Consider the following 18,581-nt stretch of genomic DNA (forward strand, 5'->3'; position numbering starts at 1 on the left):
AAGGTTATTTTAACGGTTATATGATTTTTAATCATCATCCATCGAAATTGAAAACGGCGCACAAGGCGTTCCTTGATGAAACACCATTTTCCATTGTTCGTTAGTTTGACGCCAAAGCGACATACGCAATGAATAATTAAATTCACTGCGAGCAGAGCGCCTATAAGCAGCTTGATAACTAAGTTGCACTACATCATCGCTCAGCATTCGGCCCTTAAAATGCTGATTATAAAACTGTGGCACAACCTCGGTAGGTAAGCGGGTAAGTACTTGGTATTTATTAAATGTAGTGCCGTTGGCTGCAATTTCAATAAATTCATCATCGAGTAAAGCATCTAATGCGCGCTCAGATTGGCGAATCTCTGGGTCTAGTAACTGGCGCTCAGCGTCAATCAAATGATTAAACAACGACACTTTTATTTTGCTGCTCATAACCTTCCCTATTGTTTATAAACTTGCCCGGCTTTCATAACAAATTGCACGTTTTTAAGTACGTCGATATTTTTAAGCGGTGAGCCATTAACACTGATAATATCTGCTTGCTTACCAACACTCAAGTCGCCAATGAGTGCGCTTTGCCCTAGTAGTTTAGCTGCATGTATGGTTGCTGACTTAATAGCTTGGGCTTCGCTCATACCATTGTTTACCATTAAACTAAATTCGTTAGCATTAAGCCCATGACGCGACACACCTGAGTCTGTTCCAAAGGCTATATTAACCTTGTTTTTCAGTGCAAGTTTAAACGAAGCCTGCATTTTTGGAGTCACTTCACGCACTTTGTTGGCTATTGCCGGTGGCATATTTGGATTTGTAAGCACCTCTTCGCTTACCGTTGCACCCGCTAAAAGCGTCGGTACTAAATAAGCTCCCGTTTTTTTAAATAACTTTATTGCCTCTTTATCTAAATAAGAGCCATGCTCAATAGAATCTACACCGGCTTTTAAGGCCGCTTTTATACCTTGTGTACCGTGCGCATGCGCTGTAACTTTACGCCCTAAGTGGTGAGCAGTATCAACAATTGCAATCAGCTCTGCATCTGTAAGTTGTTGGTTAACCCCTGCGGCGGTATTACTCAATACTCCGCCTGTGGCAGTAATTTTAATTACATCAGCGCCACTTTTTATTACCTCGCGTACCGCACGGCTACAATCATCCGCGCCATTACAAATACCAATCCCACCTGTAACCGCATCTGTAATATCTTTTCGATAACCGTGCATATCTGCGTGTCCACCGGTAGGCGATATTGTATTACCCGCTGCAAAAATACGAGGGCCGTTAATATCATTTCTCTCGATAGCGCGTTTTAGCGGAAATATAACTTTATGATCGCTACCTAAATCTCGCACTGATGTAAAACCCGCATCGAGCGTACGTTGCAAATATTTAATTGAGCGCAAAGCATAATCGGCATCATATTCTGTTGCCCAGCGGTGAGGGTTTGCTTTAGCATCTCGCTCAAACGTAACGTGAACATGCATATCAATAAGACCAGGCATTACAAATTGATTTTTAAGATTGATAATATCGGCATCAGATAGGTTAAGTTCTGCTTTTGTGAGGTAGCCGTCTTTAATGGCTGTTATTGTATTATCTGTTATGACTAACGTTTGCTCTGTTTTTACTTTTTGATCCTCGGATGCAAGTAAGCTGCCCGCATAAATAATTTTATGCTGTTGAGCAAAAGCCCCATTTGCAATTAATGCCAGCGCTATTGAAGTGAATGTTGTTATTAGTATTGTTTTCATACTTGCTCCTTTTTTATACTAGCATTACCTTAAATAACCCGTAATTGCGAATATTTACGATACAAAGCATGCTATAAACTAGTCTTGAAAGCCGTTTTTTGGTATAACTCACCCATTAGAAATACATGTCAGACCACCTTAAGAGAACATACTATGCCTTACGCACATATCACTGGTTGGGGTAAATGCATTCCACCAGCAAGCATTAGCAACGATGAAATTAGTGAAATAGTTGATACCACCGACGAGTGGATAACCACGCGTACAGGCATTAAATCTCGCCGAGTGAGCCATGTAAGTACCGCCGAGCTGGCAACCGTTGCTGCTAAGCATGCTATTGCTTGCGCGGGCGTTGATCCTAAAGATATTGATTTAGTGATATTAGCCACTTGTACACCTTCTACTGTTGTGGCAAATACCGCCTCACAAGTGCAAAAAAATATTGGTGCAACTGGCGCTGCCGCAATGGATACAAACGCGGCATGTTCGGGCTTTTTATATGCATTGCAAGCTGCTACAGCACAAATTCAAGCGGGTATGATCAAAAAAGCAGTGGTCATTGCCGCTGAGCGTATGACCTGGTACGTAAACTGGGCACGCCGTGACAGCGCTGTATTATTTGGTGATGGTGCAGGTGCAGTCGTACTTGAAGCGGCAGAAACACCAGCGGGTCTACTTGGTACTAAAACCGGTTGTGACAGTGAAGACCGCGATATTTTACACATCACTAACTTTGGTAGTGATTTAAATAAATATGAGCCAATTGGTCCATCTGATTTATTATTTGAAGGTCGTGAAATTTTCAAACGTGCTGTAAAAGGCATGAGTGAAGCGTGCGACGATGTACTTAAACAAGCCGATTTGAGCCTTGATGATATTAATGTACTCGTTCCACACCAAGCTAACTTACGTATTATTCAGGCTATTCAGCATCGTTTAAAAGTACCTGACGAAAAAGTGATGGTTAACATTGGTGAATATGGTAATACCTCTGCGGCGACTATTGCGATTGCGTTATGTGAAGCCGTTGAGCAAGGGTTAATTAAACCGCATTCAAACATTATGTCTGCTGCATTTGGTGCAGGCCTTACATGGGCTGCAAGTTACATAAAATGGGGCGAGCGCGTAACGCCTATTAGTGTAAGCGATGCTGCTTTACCACCATGTGATAAAACTGGTTTAGAGCTTGTAGCACCAGCTGTTAAAGCATGTAAAGAAGCGCAGAAAAGCTAACAAAAGATGTAATAACCCACATTTAAAACGCACTTAATTTAAGTGCGTTTTTGCTTTTTAAGGAATTAAATTTGAAACTTTTAGGTATTCATCACGCTGCCATTATTAGCAGTGACTATGCACGTTCTAAACACTTCTATAGCAACGTACTTAAACTTAACGTTATTAATGAGCACTTTAGAGCTGATCGTAATTCATATAAATTAGATTTAGCCATGCCCGATGGTAGTCAAATAGAGTTATTTTCGTTTGATGAAACGCCCTCAAGACCCAGCTATCCCGAAGCACAAGGCTTAAGACATTTAGCTTTTAAAGTAGCAGATATACAAACTGCAAAAACATATTTAGAGTCGTGCGGTGTAAACGTTGAGGATATTAGAGTGGATGAAATAACCGGCAAAAAGTTTACCTTTTTTGCCGATCCAGATAATTTACCACTTGAACTATACGAGGTTTAACCCCGTATAGTCATATAAGATTAGTTAAAACGGTTTTGTAAGTAAGTAAACACCGCGCGAATACCTAACGCTTCACCACCTGTTGGACGACCTGGTAATGCACGTAAGTTCCATGCCATTACATCAAAGTGTACCCATGGTGTTGTTGGTTCAACAAATTCTTTTAAGTAAAGCGCCGCAGTAATAGCACCACCAAATGGTGTGCTTGCACAGTTTGCCATATCGGCTACATCACTTTTTAGTAAGTTTTTGTATTGCTCAAACAACGGAAGCTGCCAAACAGGGTCATATACACTTAAACCGGCATCAATAATGCCATTAGCTACATCGCGCTCTGTTGAGAAAAAGCCCGGAAGCTCCGTGCCCAGTGCAACACGACATGCGCCCGTGAGAGTAGCAAAATCAATAATTAGCTCAGGGTTGTCGTTTTGTGCTTCGCTTAATGCATCACACAATACTAATCGCCCTTCCGCGTCGGTATTATCAATTTCGACCATAATGCCTTTGCGCGTTTTAATTACATCGCCTGGGCGAAATGCATTTCGCGATACTGCATTTTCAACAGCTGGTACAAGCACTCGTAATCTAATTGGTAAGTTAGCTGCCATAATAAGCTGCGCTAGTGCAATTACATGCGCCGCGCCGCCCATGTCTTTTTTCATGTTACGCATGCCAGAGCTTGGTTTTAAATCAAGTCCACCAGAGTCAAAACATACGCCCTTACCTACTAGTGTAATTAATGGAGCATCTGTTGCGCCCCATTTTAAATCAAGTAAACGCGGTTTATTTTCGCTTGCACGACCCACCATATGAATAGTCGGGTAGTTTTGCTCTAGTAACTCATCGCCAATCCACTGTGAAAATTCGCCATTGTAAGTTGCAGCTAAATCTTCCATTACTTGCGATAAATGTTGCGGCATCATATCTACCGCTGGGGTGTTTACTAAATCACGTGCAAGTGTAATGGCATCAGCTTGTTGGCTAATACGGTCAAACAACGCTTTATCGCTAATGGCTAATTGCGCTTTTGCTGTTGGTTTTTCTTTATATTCACTAAATTCGTAACCACCAAGCACAAACCCTAAAGCAACTTGCTCAACAAAAGCGCTCTCGCCTTGAATTTGATAAGTACCAGTAGGAAGTGTATTTGCTAAATTACCCGCAGCCCAAAAGTCATCGCTACTTTGCATTAAACAAAATACCTGGCTTAACTCGCCAGTTTTAGCATCAGGGATTAAAGCAACACCTTGCTTTTCAAAACCTGTATTAGTTAACCAATTTTGTATAAATGCAGGCTGCTGTGCTTGCCAGTCAGATAATTCGTTTTTAAGAATAAAAGATAAAGGAATACCAGAAGATGTATGACGTAGTAATGCACTCATTAAAAAGCTCATATAATATAAAAATGGTACTTAAGAGCATATCAATAAGCGCACCTAAAAGGTATCGCTAATTTGAAGGGATTTTAGTTACTTTTTTAAGCTGTTTTTGGATTCTTGCTTTTGATTTTCTTGATCTATTTTAGCATCAAGTTCTTTAATAGATTTGTTTATATTAAACGAGCTTGGCAGTACATCAACTCCCACTAAACTCCCTAATTTAACAACTAAAGGAATTGTAAGCGGGGCAAAAGGTAATACAGCAAACACACCGAGCCCTAGCCCTTTTAAAATATCAACAAACTGTTCATTAGCGCGTTTTAACTCCTCTTTACTTGTTTGGCCTTGGGTATAGCGCCTATAGATAGAGAGCATTTCCTTGGTTTCTTGTTTTTCTTGGGCAAGTGCGATTTTAAGCGCCACCATAGCACGACGAAAACGCAGCTGTTGGCGTTTCTTACTAATTTTAACTACCCGCCAAGGCGCACGGTGAATAACTTTATATAATCGCATAGCTTTTATTTTCACACAGCGGCGCAGGTTCACAAAGAATAATTTACTTGCTACGGCCTTTCACTTACTCTTATTGCACCAAATTAGTATTAAATACATACAATAATGCAAAATTTATCAAGTCAAATACCGCAAAAGCCTGAAAAACCGAAGTCTGATGAATGCTGTGGCGGCGGTAGTTGCTGCCCCTGTGTGTGGGATGAATATAAAGAAAAATTAGTGGCTTGGCGCTGCATACAAAACATTAAAAAACACAAGGAAGAAACAAATAAATAACATTTTAATATTTCCAACGCATTAAAATTCCTCTTAACAACCCTATTTGCACTTATTTAGTTCATTTCCACTTCACTTTGCACCACTGTTGCATTTTTTATTAAATTGAACCTTTTTGTTATCAAACGGTTAATTAACAATTGCTCTCCTCGTTTTTTACCTATAGTCTGTAGATAGGACTTCACAAAAAGTAAGCTTAATTGATTAGGCTTTTGAGGTAAGACCTCAAACTTATGTGAAACAAAAATTAAGTAAAAAATAAATGATGTGAAATTAGCTTCAAAAATAAGAATTATTCTAACTGGGGAAAATTAGAATGAAATTAAAAAATAATGCGCTAAACCAAGCAATCAAATTTGCTTTAGCTACAACCACTGCAGGGTTGTTTTTTTCAGGTACTGCTGTTGCAGCAGACGAGCAACAACAAACTAAAGTAAACAAAAACGTAGAGAAAATTGCCGTAGTAGGTACGCGTTCAGCTCCACGTTCAATCGGTGATTCACCGGTGCCAATCGATATCATTGGTGGCGAAGAGCTTGAAAAGTCGGGCAACACTGACATGCTTGAACTTTTAAAAGGTGCCGTGCCATCTTTTAACGTACATCAAAACCCTATTAGCGATGCAGCCTCTCTTGTTCGCCCAGCTAACTTACGTGGGTTACCATCAGACAGCACATTGGTTCTTTTAAACGGCAAACGTCGTCATCGTGCTTCTGTAATTGCATTTTTAGGCGGTGGTATTAACGATGGCGCGCAAGGCGCAGATATTTCAGTTATTCCAAGCATTGCTATTAAACAAGTAGAAGTACTTCGTGATGGCGCAGCTGCACAATATGGTTCTGATGCAATAGCCGGTGTAATGAACTTCCAACTAAAAGACGCTTCTGAAGGTGGCAAATTAGAAATCCGCCATGGTCAATTTTATGAAGGTGACGGCGATACAACACAAGTGTCGGGTAACGTGGGTTTACCGTTTACCGACAATGGCTTTGCTAATTTAAGTTTTCAGTACAAAACAGCTGATGCAACAAGCCGCTCAGTTCAACGTGCCGATGCCGCAGCACTTTCAGCTGCCGGTGTTCCTGATGTATCTTCTCTTGCACAAGTATGGGGCGCACCAGAAGTAAACGACGATATTACAATTTTTGGTAACGTAGGTTTAGAGCTAACAAACGATTCTGAATTTTACATGTTTGGTAATTACTCTGAACGTGATGTACGCGGCGGCTTTTACTACCGTAACCCGCAAACACGTTCTGGCGTTTACTCAAATGATGGTGGCGAAACACTACTTGTTGCAGATTTAACACCTGATATGAGCGCTAACTGTCCTACTATTGCAATAACAGATGGCAACGTATTAGATGATCCTGCTTATATAAATGGTGTAGCGAACAACCCAGATTGTTTTGCATTTAACGAATCGCTTCCAGGTGGTTTTACACCTAACTTTGGCGGCAACATTACTGATACTTCTTTAACTATCGGTACTAAAGGGCGATTCACTGATGGTTTCTTAAAAGATACTTACTATGACTTAAGCGGTACTGTGGGTTTAAATGAATCACGTTACTTTATTTACGATACGGTTAATGCCTCTTTAGGTGCAGATACACCACGTGATTTCAGCCCAGGTAAATATGAGCAACTAGAGAAAAACTTTAACTTTGATTTATCAAAGGGTGTCGACTTTGGTTTAGCTTATGATGTAAATATTGCCGGTGGTTTTGAATGGCATGAAGAAACATTCACTATCATTTCTGGTGATGAAGAATCTTACACAGCAGGCCCTTTAACAGAACAAGGTTTTGGTATTGGCTCTAACGGCTTCCCTGGTTTTAAACCATCACAAGCAGGTGAGTTTTCTCGTCGTAACTATGCAGCATATGTTGATGTTGAAGCACCATTTACTGAAGATTTCTTAATGGGCGTAGCACTTCGATTTGAAGACTACGACAGCTTTGGTACTACAACTAACTACAAAGTAATGGCTCAATACCATTTAACCGAAGATTTAAACATTCGTGGCTCTGTAAGTAGCGGTTTCCGTGCACCTACAGTTGGTCAAGCTAACGTAAGTAACGTACAAACAAGCTTAGACAGCGGCGTATTACAAGACTCAGCGCTTCTTCCACCAACAAACCCAATTGCAGTGCAATTAGGTGGTACAGAGCTTGAGCCGGAAGAATCGCAAAGCTATACGCTTGGTGCTGTATACACAATCGGCGAGTTATTTTTAACGCTTGATTACTACAACATCCAGGTAGATGACCGTATTAGCCAATCAGATAAAATCAACTTAAGCCAAGCAGATAAAGATACACTTGCAGCGGCTGGAGTTCCTAATGTACAAGGTCTTGCTCAAGTAAGCTTTTTTACAAATGACTTTGATACAACAACACAAGGTATCGATTTAGTTGCAAACTATACTGCTGAACTAATGGGCGGAAGCTCTACGTTTAGCCTTGCTTATAACTGGAATGATACTGAAGTAACTCAATTTAGTGAGATTACAGGTGCGTTTAAAGTTAAGCGCTTAGAAGAAGACTTACCTAATCATCGTGCAACGTTCACATTGTCTCAACAGTGGGAATCAGTTTCTGCATTTGCTCGTGCAAACTACTACGGCGAATACCAAGGTGTTCACGTTGATTATGATGCAACAGCTAAAACAGCTGATGCTGCAGTCACTATTGATGCTGAAGTAACTTACTTCTTAAATGAATCAGTTAGCTTCTCCGTAGGCGCTCAAAACATATTTGACCAAGACGCTGAAAAGCTAGATTTTGCTGATAGAATTGATACGCCTAACAATAACTGGGGTGGTCAGTTCTACGAGACATCTCCGTTTGGTATTAACGGTGGCTTTTACTACGCTAAAGCAACATATACTTTCTAAACTATTTTCATGAAGAACCAAAGGCGAAATGTTAAAGACATTTCGCCTTTTTAATTTTTATAGTTAATAAAAATAACAATGAACAATACCAATTGCATTGAATAAGTGTTCTATTATAGCGCTCAGAAAATAGCGTAATAACAAGGCGAAAACTATGATATATAGTTGCTCTATATGAATAATTTTTAACGCAGTGAGTACGCTATTTAATGCGATAGAATGATTATTTTTTTAATAAAATTGGTATAACTATGCTACTTAATAAAGCCAACCAACTACTGCAACAAAATAAACTCAAAGAAGCTGAGTTTCATTTTAAAACGCTATTAAATAGTAATCCCGAAAATGGTGAAGCTTTATTTGGCTTAGGCAGAATTGCCCTACGATTAGAGCGTTATGACGCTGCCGTGTACTTACTCCAAAAAGCGTGTGAGCGCATGCCTCATATGCTTGAACCATTACATGCCCTTGCTGATGCATTTAACGGTGTTAATTCGCCAAACGATGCGTTAACTGTTCTCGAATATGCAAAAAAGTTAGCGAGTCATAACCCAGAACCCCACTACTACCTAGCCCAACACTACTTAACATATGGCGAATTAGATAAAGCCCATACAACGTTTGCCCAAGCTCTCAGTATTGGCACCTACCCAGTAACAGCCTATATTTTATTTGAACTTGTACAGTTAGGCCGCTTTAATAAAGAGCATAATTATGTAAGTAATTTACACCACTTATTAACTCAAACGAGCAATTTACGTTTAAAAATGGTGTGTTACTACGCATTAGCAAACAGTTACGATGCACTTGAAGATACCGAGCAAGCATTTAATTACTTTATATTGGCGAATAAATTACAAAAAAAATTAAGTGAATTTAACACTAAAGATTTAATCCCTTTTTACGATGAAATAATAAAATACAACACCGAGGAATTTATTGCCTCTGCCGATAAAAAATTTACAGGTAATATTACACCTGTATTTATTATTGGTATGCCTCGTAGTGGCTCTACCCTCCTGGAGCAAATGCTGGCAAGCCATAGTCAGTTTTCGAGCCTAGGAGAAAGTACGAGTATTAGTAATAACGCGGTTGCTTTTATCGAGCAAAAAACGGGAGTTGCTTACCCGCAATGTTTAGCGCATTTAACGCCTGACTTAATCAAAAAAGCCCGCGAGCTTTATATCACAACATTAAAAACAGCATCGCCCATCAGACCTTTTATAATAAATAAACTGCCGAGTAATTATCAGTCGCTCGGACTAATATATATCCTATTTCCAAATGCCAAATTTATAAACTTAAGTCGTAATTTTAATGCTACAGCGTTTTCTATTTTCACTAATTACTTTGCTGAAAACGAGCCTTATTTTTGCTCACTACCTGAGTTTAAGCTTTACCATAGTGTGTATGAAAAACTGATGAGCCATTGGCACTCCTTTAAAGGTATGCCAATTTATGATGTCAGTTACGAAGATTTAGTGAGTAACCCAAAAGAGCAGCTAAGGCAGTTACTTAGTTTTTTAAACTGTCATTTTGAACAGCGCTGCTTAGCGTTTTATAAACAAAAAACACCGGTAACCACGTTGAGTAAACATGCTATTCGCCAACCTATTAATAACGCCGCAATCGCTAAGTGGGAGCGTTACAAAACACCTCTTTTAAAGTTACTTGATGAGAGTTAATCGGATGTGCTTTAAACCAATTAAGTAAATCTTTAAATTGATCTTCACGCGCACTTGGGTGGGTAAGCATATTAATATGATCGTAATCAAAATTATGCCCGTGTTTACGACCGTAAATTCGCATTTGTTGAATGCCAGGCCCTGATTCGTCCATAAATTTTTGAATATCGATTGGTTGCGCTAATGCTTTATCTTTTACCGCAGCAATATGAAGCGTTGGCGGTAAATGCAGGTTGTTTAGAGCTTTTGCATAATCAAAATTATCATCAGAATCTATCCATGGCTTCTTTTTAGCCCATTGCATACTTTGATAATGCGACTTTTGAGTTTCGTTATCGCTTCCCCACTTATAACCTTTAGCATTTAAATAGCCGTGTTTTTTAGCAAGTAAAGGTGCCATAAAATACCAAATTAAATTGGCTTGTAATAATTTTTGAGGATGATTATTAAATAAAGAGCGCTTAGAGCCAAAATACACACACGCTTTTACATCATTAATATATTCTGGAAAACGTGCAAACGCGCTGTTCATCAATACCCCGCCCCAAGAGTGAGCGACCCAGTAGTCAGGCTTCTTGCCTTCAATCAACTCTATTTGCTTAATAAAGGCTGGAATATCTTCTAAAATGGCCTCGGTTTGACCGTACTTAGCGTCACTTGAAATAATCGGCTTACTATCACCTCGGCCACGTAAATCAGCCACATAGCATCGGTACCCATGCTCAGCCAAAAAAGGGGCTAGTCCTTTATTAGAATGGGTGTAAAAAATTTTACCGTTTTCTACAGCTCCATGCATAAAAAATACGACAGGCCCTTGCTGATTTTCATCGCTGATACGGCGTAAATGAAGTGTTTGTTGATCAGCTAAATTGATAATTATTGATTGCTGAGAAATCGCCACAGTTATTCCTTTTTATTATTTTCAACTCATCCTACCAGCAATATTAAATATACCAAAGGAAATGTCTGCACTTTACTCATCAGCATTTGTTACAATCACCACATCATATCTGTTGTTAAAATGAAGCCATGAAAGAAAATAAAGCACGTTCAAAATTACACCCTCGTAACCTACATAAAAATGGGTACGACTTCGATTTATTAACAACAGAGCACCCTGCTCTACTGCCTTTTGTTATAACCACACCTGCAGGTACTAAAAGTATTGATTTTAGTGATAACAAAGCCGTTAAAACACTCAATCAAGCCCTTTTGAAAGCACATTATAATATTGATTTTTGGGATATTCCCGAGCACAACTTATGTCCACCTATACCTGGGCGTGTTGACTACATTCATTACTTAGCCGACTTATTAAGTGATGATAACCAACAACAAATACCTTTAGGTAAGCAAATTAAAGTGCTTGATATTGGCACTGGCGCTAACTTAGTTTATCCGCTTACTGGTACAAGTGAATATAAGTGGCATTTTACAGGGACTGATATTGATGCAGCTTCGGTAAAAATAGCAAAGCAAATTGCTCAGTTTAATGGTTTAAAAATAACCCTAAAACAACAAAAAAACGCATCACATATTTTTAAAGGCGTTGTAAATCAAAAAGATTTATACCACTTAACGCTCTGCAACCCTCCGTTTCATGCAAGCGAAGAAGAGGCAAGTAAAGGCAGTGAACGTAAGTGGAAAAACCTAGGAAAAACACCCAGTAGCACACTTAACTTTGGTGGCCATAATAATGAATTATGGTGTGAAGGCGGTGAAGTACAGTTTATCTCTAACATGATTAAAGAGAGCGAAGACTTTGCAGAGCAAGTACTGTGGTTTACGTCGTTAGTATCCAAAAAAGATAATATTGCAGCTCTTGAAGAAGTATTAAAAGCCCACCCAATAGCACAATATAAAATAGTTGATATGGCACAAGGTCAAAAAATCAGCCGCTTTATTGCATGGACTTACTTTGATAAAGACACTCGTGAGCAAATTTGTAGCGAGCTTGATTAATACCAATTTTATTAAAAACAATAAAAAGGATAAGGCAATCATGATAGATTTTCGCTCTGATACAGTTACAAAACCAACAAACACAATGCGCGATATTATGTACAGCGCACCGGTTGGTGACGATGTATACGGTGATGATGAAAGCGTTAACCAACTAGAAGCCTATGCGTGTAAGCGTTTTAACTTTAAAGCCGCACTTTATTGTAGCTCAGGTACACAAGCCAACTTACTTGCAATAATGGCGCATTGTGAACGAGGTGACGAATACATTTGTGGCCAAAATGCTCACAACTATAAGTTTGAGGGCGGCGGAGCAGCTGTTTTAGGGTCTGTGCAACCACAGCCTATTGAAAACGATGCTGATGGCAGTATACCTTTTAGTAAAATAGCTGCAGCAATAAAACCAGACGATTGTCATTTTGCAAAAACGCGATTACTTAGCTTAGAAAATACCATAGGCGGAAAAGTACTCCCGCTTGAGTACTTAGCCCAAGCTCGTGACTTTGTTAACACGCATAATTTAGCGCTGCACTTAGACGGCGCACGTGCTTTTAATGCCGCTGTTGAGCTAAATATTGATATCACTGAAATCACAAAGCACTTTGACTCAATTTCTATTTGTTTATCTAAAGGTATGGGGGCGCCCGTAGGCTCTTTATTATTAGGCTCACCAGCACTTATTAATAAAGCAAGACGATGGAGAAAAGTACTTGGTGGCGGTATGCGCCAAGCCGGAATGCTTGCAGCCGCTGGGCAGTTTGCACTTGAGCACAATGTAGAGCGCTTAAAAGACGATCATGCAAATGCACGTTATTTGGCTCAACAATTAAGTGAAATCAGTGGCTTTACTGTCGATATGAGTAACACCACTAATATGGTTTACGCAACTTACACTAACAGTATAAACATTGAAGAGATTGCAGAGGCACTTAAACAACAAGGTATATTATTTAGCCCAAGCAAGCAGCTTAGGCTAGTAACGCATTTAGATATTACGCGCGAAGATATTGATACATTTTTAAATGCTTTGTCGGCCCATATTTAACGCGGCTTTATAATGTTTGCGGCATACCGAAACATATCGGTCATTGCCGCCAATTTCTACTTGATTACCATCGGCTATTGCTTCACCATTTTCATCGGTACGAAGTACATGGTTAGCTTTACGCCCGCAGTGGCATACAGTTTTAAGCTCAACTAACTTATCAGCCCACGCAAGTAAGTATTGCGACCCTATAAATAGCTCGCCTCTAAAGTCATTACGCAGGCCATAACACAATACCGGTATACCTAATTCATCAACCACATCGGTTAATTGCATTACTTGTTCTTTTGATAAAAATTGGCATTCATCAACTAACACACAATGGCGTTTTTTATCATTGTTGAGTGATTGAATAAGATCAAATACATCTTTACTAGCATCAAATACATGCGCGTCAGCTTGCAAGCCAATACGAGACGATACTTTACCTACGCCTTGTCTATCATCAATGGCTGCAGTAAGGATCACAGGTTCCATGCCACGTTCTTTATAATTAAATGCAGATTGTAATAACGTGGTTGATTTACCTGCGTTCATTGCAGAGTAGTAAAAGTATAATTGAGCCATTGCGGTGCCATTTTATAAAAAGTGCGCTTATGCTACCTTAATATTAAATTAATACCAATTTACAAACGCGAATTTAATGAGGTTATTAGGGCCTGTTGACCTTTCAGGATTAAAATTTGTTCAACCTAGGGGCTATTTAATCGCGGCGTGAGGTTTGTAACCTAGCGGGCTAAGTAAAAACCGAGCAACAAAGAGTAAATTGCCCCTAGGCAAAACCCTTCGGGCAGCGCATGTTTGGCATTTATGCTGCGTTATCGCCTATTTATGGTGAATAACCACACTATATAGGCTCTGCCTTACCTAAATACCAAACAGTCTGCTGCAAATTCAACCTCGAAAGATAAACAGGCCCTAAGTGTTTGTAAATATTTAATATACACAGGTGCACTTTCAAACTTTGATAACCATTGCCACATTTCCCAACTTAGAGTGTTATTTTCTTCGTAGAATTTTTTTGAAAAAACAAGGTAACCATGGCTGGTTTCGTAAGGGGGATAAATAGGTTTAACATTATTACCCTCATACGGATAACTCGACACTTTTAAGCCATCAACTTGGCACAGATCAACGCTCGCCTGCACCACGCCCTTATCTAGCAACTCAAAAGCTTTGCTTTTAGAAAACGTATTATGAATAAAAAATGGTTCTTCTTTCAACGCGCTATTTAGTCCATAGCCATTAGGAATAGCTATAGTAAATGCTTTATTTTGAAATACTTCGCGAGTCTCCCATTCTTTATGAAATTTATATCGCCCTATAAGGCAGCTACTAAATTCACTTACTGCATAGTCATCTTGTAACTTACCTTGCTGATCAACAGGGTAAACAGCAACGTTTTCTCGTCCTTTGCGGTAACTGGCAATAACAGCATTAACTCGATTAAATTCTAAATCGCTTAAGCATCTACGCCATGGTTTTCTAACAAACTTAATCTCAACACCATCAATCGCTTTATCTAATAAACTTAAAACCTCAACTGAGGCATCAGGTTGATCAATAGGTATAGCCTTATCAACACCTAAAAATAGTGGTGCTGCGTTTTTATCTTCATAACAAAAAAGTAATTCTTTGGCCGTAACGCCATCGCAAAAAACAATACACTTCAAAACAAAAATATAAAGTAACGTTCTAATTTTCATAGTGATTTTTATTTATAAACTAAATCTACAGTGTAGTATGTAGAACTAAACATACAAAATATTCGTTAAATTAATTTACATTAATCCTTCGTGTTTCAGCAACCAAAGTTTCCTATCAAGCCCACCAGCATAGCCCGTTAACTTTGCATTTGCGCCAATAATTCGGTGGCAAGGCACTATAATACTAATCGGATTTTTACCATTCGCAGCGCCTACTGCCCTCACTGCTTTTGGGTTATTGAGTTGGTTTGCAATATAGCCGTATGTTTGCGACTGTCCAAAAGGTACCGTTAATAGTGCTTGCCATACGCTTTGTTGAAATGCTGTACCGTTTGTATCAAGTGGTACATCAAAAGTAGTACGACTCTTTGCAAAGTACTCGTTTAACTGCGCAGCGCAAATAAGCACCGCCTTGTTAGTAACTTGCTCAAATGGCGTATGAGGGTGTTCAACTGGTGGATAAAACCCAACGTAACTCACGCCTTTCTCGGTCGCTTGAATAATTATGTCGTCTATAGGGCTCGAAATTGATGTTTGAATGATCATTATAATTGCTGCCAAAGTTGAAAAGTTAAGTAAGAGCGAAAAGGAGCGCTGTTAGCAGGTACGAAAGGGTTTGCCGCCGCTTGAGCTTTTTTAACACCTAAGTCGCCATCAAGTAATATATCGGGCTGGCTTTGCCCTCGCAACTTTGCATAATTTACCGTCCAAGGACCAATTCCCTTTAAATTAAGCCATTCGTCTAAATCGTCATTTTCAGGATTTAGTGCACAAAACTGGGCTAAGTTGTGTAGCGCATTTTTGCGTGCTTGTGGCATTTTATAAAATGCAAAATCACTATTAGCAACAATTTTAGCTGTAGGAAAATAAACGGGATCGCCCTCTTTTTCGCCTAATTCGTCAACTAACTTTGTTACTAAATTATGCGCCGCAGTAACACTCACTTGTTGTCCGAGTACCGCCCTTATACCGGCTTCAAAACTTGACCAAATCCCTGGAAGCCTGAGCCCTTCACACACTGTAAACGCATTGTTTATATTGGCGCTTAAATGCGTTTGAATTAAATTAATATCGGCATCTAAATCAAGCACACGGCGTATATTATTTATAACAGGTTGTAAGTACACCGTATTGTCTATATTGATAGATACACTAAAGTGGTTTTTACTCGCTATAAATTCAGCGGTAAAGCTTCCTTTGTATTCCTCACTTGCAAAAGTACGTCCGTAGCTCGTTTGTGTTATCCACTCCATTGGTTTTATCAAGCGCCTTTGTAAAAAGCCCTGCAAAGCAGGCCAATTATAAGGCGGCCTAAATGGCAGGGTTAAAGTGAGTGTTGACGTTGGTTTTTTATCGCCACTGCGCAGCTTCGAGGGAGCTATATTTAACTGCTGTAAAAATGCATCATTAAAGCGCCTAATGCTTTTAAAACCTGCGGAAAACGCTATTTCGGTAAGGGGTAAATGTGTTTCTTGAATCAGCTTTTTAGCAAAGTGACATTGGTTAAATAATCGATATTGCGTAATCGACACGCCAAAATACTGCTTAAACAACTGTCTTAAATAACGACTACTTACACCTAAACGAGCTGCTAATTTTTCGCAGTCGTGCTCGTCATTTTGATCTATTAACTGTTTTGCTCTAAGTGCAGTCGTTTTTGTACCCTGCCATGCTGCGCTGCCAGGGGCACTATCGGGCCTGCAACGAATACAGGGTCTAAAACCATCTTGCGCCGCATTATGGGCAAACTGATAATAAGCAACGTTTTTTTCGTGAGCCGTTGGCGCAGGGCAAATAGGTCTGCAATAAATACCGGTACTTTTTACCGCTACGTAAAAAAGCCCGTCAAAACGAGGATCGCGGCTCTGACGTGCTTTTTGCCAATGTAAAATGTCCATAAGCGACTCTGTAAAATAACCTTATAGAGCCTAGCTTATACAAAAAAACTCACATTACTAGCCATATTCGGCACTCAACCAATAGCCAATAAATAACGCCTTTGTACTTCTTGCCAATTAATTACATTATAAAATGCAGCAATATATTCAGGGCGTTTGTTTTGATACTTCAAGTAATAAGCATGTTCCCATACATCAAGTCCCAAAATAGGGATATTTCCCTGCATTAAAGGACTATCTTGATTAGCGCTATTTTCTACAATCAACTTTTCATCCGGCGTTACACATAACCACGCCCAACCACTACCAAATTGGCTAATTGCTGCGGCTGTAAATTGGTCTTTAAATTTATCAAAACTGCCTAGTTGCTCATTAATAACCTGAGCCACAATACCTTCAGGTTCACCTCCTCCTTGTGGACTCATTACTTGCCAAAATAAGCTGTGATTAAAATGCCCTCCTACATGCTCTTGTACTGCTTTTTGCAAATTACTAGGCAGGCTGTTTATTCCCTTAAGTAATTTTTCAGCATTTACGTTTTCATATACGGTATCTGCTAAAGCAGCATTGGCTTTATTGATATACGTTGGATGATGCAATGTGTGGTGAATATGCATCGTTTTGCTGTCTAAATGAGGCTCAAGCGCATCATATTCATAATCAAGTGCTGGCAATGTAAACGCCATAAATTACTCCTTTATTTTAATGTAGCAGGCTGTTTGTTGAGTCTTTAGAGCATAAGTAAAAATTCACTTGCTCTATTAGCTCAGGTAAAAAATGATAGCGTCTTGCAAATGATACAAGTTCAGAGGAAGTTTTAATGTAATGGTGCTTACTCACTTTTTGTATATCGTAATGAGTATGCTTAATTAATGAAGAGAGTGTTAAATGTACTTCGCATAGCCATTTGCATGCATTTTCAGGCTGTTGCATAGCTATATAGGTATCAGCTAAATTATGTGACGCAACAACAAGTGCGGGTATACAGTGCTCAATAGCATGAATGACAGTGTTATTAATCTGAGCATATAAAAATTGCTGAAGAAGATGATCTGCAAGTGTTTTAGCTAATAAGTATTTATCGCGGGCTTCGAGAAGTGCACCTTGTTCAAATGCATAATTACCTTGCATTATATTCGACTGCCAAGGGCTTAATGCTTGATCAAGATAAAGTAAATCTGAGTGGGGTTGTTTCTGACTTGAGATCATATAATCATCTGCACGTTTATTTATGAGTGTGTATTTAACTTACACACCCACAAAACTAAATGCAAATGATTTTCATTAACTATTTAGCGAAGTCTAATAATTCCTGCCCTGTTAAGCGATATATAATCCATTCGTTTTGTGGCTTTGCACCAATGCTATTGTAAAAATCGATAGCGGGTTTATTCCAATCAAGCACTACCCATTCAAAACGACCACAGTCATTACTAATGGCCTTATTAGCTAAGTGTTTCATAATGGCTTTACCTGCGCCATTGCCACGGCTATCTGGGCTTACGTATAAATCTTCAAGGTATAGGCCATTTTTACCTAACCAGGTAGAGTAATTATAAAAATATACCGCAAAACCAATTGGCTCATCACCTTCTAAACAAATTATGCTGTGCGCAGTTGTACCTTCACTAAACAGAGTATCTAATATTGCCTGCTCGTCTGTTTTTACTGCATCAGGTTCTTTTTCATATATGGCAAGTTCGGTAATAAAGTGCAAAATTGTTTTTGCGTCACTTGGTTTTGCATCACGTATTATAACGGGTTGGCTCATTGTATTTT

The 18,581-nt window shown here is 39.2% G+C and carries 19 protein-coding genes; 7 read left to right on the plus strand and 12 right to left on the minus strand.

Annotated elements, in window-relative coordinates; genetic code table 11:
• Positions 1-27: 27 nt before the first annotated feature.
• Both I6F43_RS01805 and I6F43_RS01810 read right to left on the minus strand, forming a co-directional pair.
• Positions 28-432, minus strand: coding sequence for a nuclear transport factor 2 family protein (locus I6F43_RS01805; RefSeq protein ID WP_024600535.1), 405 nt, complete (start codon positions 430-432; stop codon positions 28-30).
• An 8-nt stretch (positions 433-440) separates the two neighbouring features.
• Positions 441-1,748, minus strand: coding sequence for a metal-dependent hydrolase family protein (locus I6F43_RS01810; protein WP_197100665.1), 1,308 nt, complete (start codon positions 1,746-1,748; stop codon positions 441-443).
• Between the two features lie 153 nt (positions 1,749-1,901).
• Between I6F43_RS01810 and I6F43_RS01815 the strand changes: the two genes are divergently transcribed.
• Complete coding sequence (locus I6F43_RS01815; protein WP_197100667.1) at positions 1,902-2,981, plus strand: ketoacyl-ACP synthase III; 1,080 nt, start codon at positions 1,902-1,904, stop codon at positions 2,979-2,981.
• Positions 2,982-3,052: 71 nt separating this feature from the next.
• A complete protein-coding gene (gene gloA2 / locus I6F43_RS01820; RefSeq protein WP_197100669.1) occupies positions 3,053-3,439 on the plus strand; it encodes an SMU1112c/YaeR family gloxylase I-like metalloprotein in 387 nt (128 codons plus the stop codon).
• Between the two features lie 20 nt (positions 3,440-3,459).
• On the opposite strand, the gene I6F43_RS01825 is transcribed toward gloA2, so the two are convergent.
• Together I6F43_RS01825 and I6F43_RS01830 are read right to left on the minus strand one after the other, a co-directional pair.
• A complete protein-coding gene (locus I6F43_RS01825) occupies positions 3,460-4,821 on the minus strand; it encodes a leucyl aminopeptidase family protein (RefSeq protein ID WP_197100671.1) in 1,362 nt (453 codons plus the stop codon).
• 87 nt (positions 4,822-4,908) lie between these two features.
• Positions 4,909-5,331: a hypothetical protein gene (locus tag I6F43_RS01830; protein WP_024600540.1), complete on the minus strand. Its 423-nt coding sequence runs from the start codon at positions 5,329-5,331 to the stop codon at positions 4,909-4,911.
• A 105-nt stretch (positions 5,332-5,436) separates the two neighbouring features.
• Between I6F43_RS01830 and I6F43_RS01835 the strand changes: the two genes are divergently transcribed.
• The 3 genes from I6F43_RS01835 (at position 5,437) to I6F43_RS01845 (ending at position 10,191) form a co-directional block, all read left to right on the plus strand.
• Positions 5,437-5,607, plus strand: coding sequence for an oxidoreductase-like domain-containing protein (locus I6F43_RS01835; protein ID WP_076925739.1), 171 nt, complete (start codon positions 5,437-5,439; stop codon positions 5,605-5,607).
• 316 nt (positions 5,608-5,923) lie between these two features.
• The gene (locus tag I6F43_RS01840; RefSeq protein ID WP_197100673.1) at positions 5,924-8,506 is read left to right on the plus strand and encodes a TonB-dependent receptor plug domain-containing protein; all 2,583 of its coding nucleotides are present in this window, start codon (positions 5,924-5,926) and stop codon (positions 8,504-8,506) included.
• Between the two features lie 251 nt (positions 8,507-8,757).
• The gene (locus tag I6F43_RS01845; protein ID WP_197100675.1) at positions 8,758-10,191 is read left to right on the plus strand and encodes a tetratricopeptide repeat-containing sulfotransferase family protein; all 1,434 of its coding nucleotides are present in this window, start codon (positions 8,758-8,760) and stop codon (positions 10,189-10,191) included.
• Here the strand turns inward: I6F43_RS01845 and I6F43_RS01850 are convergent.
• Entirely contained in the window at positions 10,139-11,092 is a 954-nt protein-coding gene (locus tag I6F43_RS01850) for an alpha/beta fold hydrolase (RefSeq protein ID WP_197100679.1), read from the minus strand. The two genes, I6F43_RS01845 and I6F43_RS01850, sit on opposite strands and share 53 nt — an antisense overlap.
• A gap of 128 nt (positions 11,093-11,220) precedes the next feature.
• On the opposite strand from I6F43_RS01850, the gene rlmF reads away from it, so the two are divergent.
• Complete coding sequence (gene rlmF, locus I6F43_RS01855) at positions 11,221-12,153, plus strand: 23S rRNA (adenine(1618)-N(6))-methyltransferase RlmF (RefSeq protein ID WP_197100681.1); 933 nt, start codon at positions 11,221-11,223, stop codon at positions 12,151-12,153.
• A gap of 40 nt (positions 12,154-12,193) precedes the next feature.
• Positions 12,194-13,198, plus strand: coding sequence for a low-specificity L-threonine aldolase (gene ltaE / locus I6F43_RS01860; RefSeq protein ID WP_197100683.1), 1,005 nt, complete (start codon positions 12,194-12,196; stop codon positions 13,196-13,198).
• On the opposite strand, the gene I6F43_RS01865 is transcribed toward ltaE, so the two are convergent.
• The 7 genes from I6F43_RS01865 to I6F43_RS01895 all read right to left on the minus strand — a co-directional run bounded on the left by I6F43_RS01865 (position 13,172) and on the right by I6F43_RS01895 (position 18,573).
• A complete protein-coding gene (locus I6F43_RS01865) occupies positions 13,172-13,765 on the minus strand; it encodes a thymidine kinase (protein WP_007582344.1) in 594 nt (197 codons plus the stop codon). The two genes, ltaE and I6F43_RS01865, sit on opposite strands and share 27 nt — an antisense overlap.
• A 296-nt stretch (positions 13,766-14,061) precedes the next feature.
• Entirely contained in the window at positions 14,062-14,904 is an 843-nt protein-coding gene (locus I6F43_RS01870) for an amino acid ABC transporter substrate-binding protein (RefSeq protein WP_197100685.1), read from the minus strand.
• Between the two features lie 75 nt (positions 14,905-14,979).
• Entirely contained in the window at positions 14,980-15,450 is a 471-nt protein-coding gene (locus I6F43_RS01875; RefSeq protein WP_197100687.1) for a methylated-DNA--[protein]-cysteine S-methyltransferase, read from the minus strand.
• On the minus strand, positions 15,450-16,802 hold the full coding sequence (locus tag I6F43_RS01880) for a DNA-3-methyladenine glycosylase 2 family protein (RefSeq protein WP_197100689.1): 1,353 nt from the start codon (positions 16,800-16,802) through the stop codon (positions 15,450-15,452). The genes I6F43_RS01875 and I6F43_RS01880 overlap by 1 nt, the downstream gene beginning before the upstream one ends.
• A 74-nt stretch (positions 16,803-16,876) precedes the next feature.
• The gene (locus I6F43_RS01885) at positions 16,877-17,488 is read right to left on the minus strand and encodes a superoxide dismutase (protein ID WP_197100691.1); all 612 of its coding nucleotides are present in this window, start codon (positions 17,486-17,488) and stop codon (positions 16,877-16,879) included.
• 16 nt (positions 17,489-17,504) lie between these two features.
• Positions 17,505-18,011 (minus strand): hypothetical protein, encoded by a 507-nt coding sequence (locus I6F43_RS01890; RefSeq protein ID WP_165735885.1) that lies wholly within the window; start codon positions 18,009-18,011, stop codon positions 17,505-17,507.
• 79 nt (positions 18,012-18,090) lie between these two features.
• Complete coding sequence (locus I6F43_RS01895) at positions 18,091-18,573, minus strand: GNAT family N-acetyltransferase (protein ID WP_197100693.1); 483 nt, start codon at positions 18,571-18,573, stop codon at positions 18,091-18,093.
• Positions 18,574-18,581 lie beyond the last annotated feature (8 nt).

This window comes from Pseudoalteromonas sp. NZS71_1, from assembly GCF_015864305.1.
Classification (GTDB): domain Bacteria; phylum Pseudomonadota; class Gammaproteobacteria; order Enterobacterales; family Alteromonadaceae; genus Pseudoalteromonas; species Pseudoalteromonas arctica.

Excerpts from the sequence above, each read along its gene's own strand:
- I6F43_RS01830 (WP_024600540.1), bottom strand. The coding sequence starts at position 5,331 with ATGCGATTATATAAAGTTATTCACCGTGCGCCTTGGCGGGTAGTTAAA.
- I6F43_RS01895 (WP_197100693.1), bottom strand. The coding sequence starts at position 18,573 with ATGAGCCAACCCGTTATAATACGTGATGCAAAACCAAGTGACGCAAAA.
- I6F43_RS01825 (WP_197100671.1), bottom strand. The coding sequence starts at position 4,821 with ATGAGTGCATTACTACGTCATACATCTTCTGGTATTCCTTTATCTTTT.
- I6F43_RS01845 (WP_197100675.1), top strand. The coding sequence starts at position 8,758 with ATGCTACTTAATAAAGCCAACCAACTACTGCAACAAAATAAACTCAAA.
- I6F43_RS01835 (WP_076925739.1), top strand. The coding sequence starts at position 5,437 with ATGCAAAATTTATCAAGTCAAATACCGCAAAAGCCTGAAAAACCGAAG.
- ltaE (WP_197100683.1), top strand. The coding sequence starts at position 12,194 with ATGATAGATTTTCGCTCTGATACAGTTACAAAACCAACAAACACAATG.
- I6F43_RS01880 (WP_197100689.1), bottom strand. The coding sequence starts at position 16,802 with ATGGACATTTTACATTGGCAAAAAGCACGTCAGAGCCGCGATCCTCGT.
- I6F43_RS01885 (WP_197100691.1), bottom strand. The coding sequence starts at position 17,488 with ATGGCGTTTACATTGCCAGCACTTGATTATGAATATGATGCGCTTGAG.
- I6F43_RS01870 (WP_197100685.1), bottom strand. The coding sequence starts at position 14,904 with ATGAAAATTAGAACGTTACTTTATATTTTTGTTTTGAAGTGTATTGTT.
- I6F43_RS01875 (WP_197100687.1), bottom strand. The coding sequence starts at position 15,450 with ATGATCATTCAAACATCAATTTCGAGCCCTATAGACGACATAATTATT.
- I6F43_RS01890 (WP_165735885.1), bottom strand. The coding sequence starts at position 18,011 with ATGATCTCAAGTCAGAAACAACCCCACTCAGATTTACTTTATCTTGAT.
- rlmF (WP_197100681.1), top strand. The coding sequence starts at position 11,221 with ATGAAAGAAAATAAAGCACGTTCAAAATTACACCCTCGTAACCTACAT.
- I6F43_RS01810 (WP_197100665.1), bottom strand. The coding sequence starts at position 1,748 with ATGAAAACAATACTAATAACAACATTCACTTCAATAGCGCTGGCATTA.
- I6F43_RS01840 (WP_197100673.1), top strand. The coding sequence starts at position 5,924 with ATGAAATTAAAAAATAATGCGCTAAACCAAGCAATCAAATTTGCTTTA.
- I6F43_RS01805 (WP_024600535.1), bottom strand. The coding sequence starts at position 432 with ATGAGCAGCAAAATAAAAGTGTCGTTGTTTAATCATTTGATTGACGCT.
- I6F43_RS01815 (WP_197100667.1), top strand. The coding sequence starts at position 1,902 with ATGCCTTACGCACATATCACTGGTTGGGGTAAATGCATTCCACCAGCA.
- I6F43_RS01865 (WP_007582344.1), bottom strand. The coding sequence starts at position 13,765 with ATGGCTCAATTATACTTTTACTACTCTGCAATGAACGCAGGTAAATCA.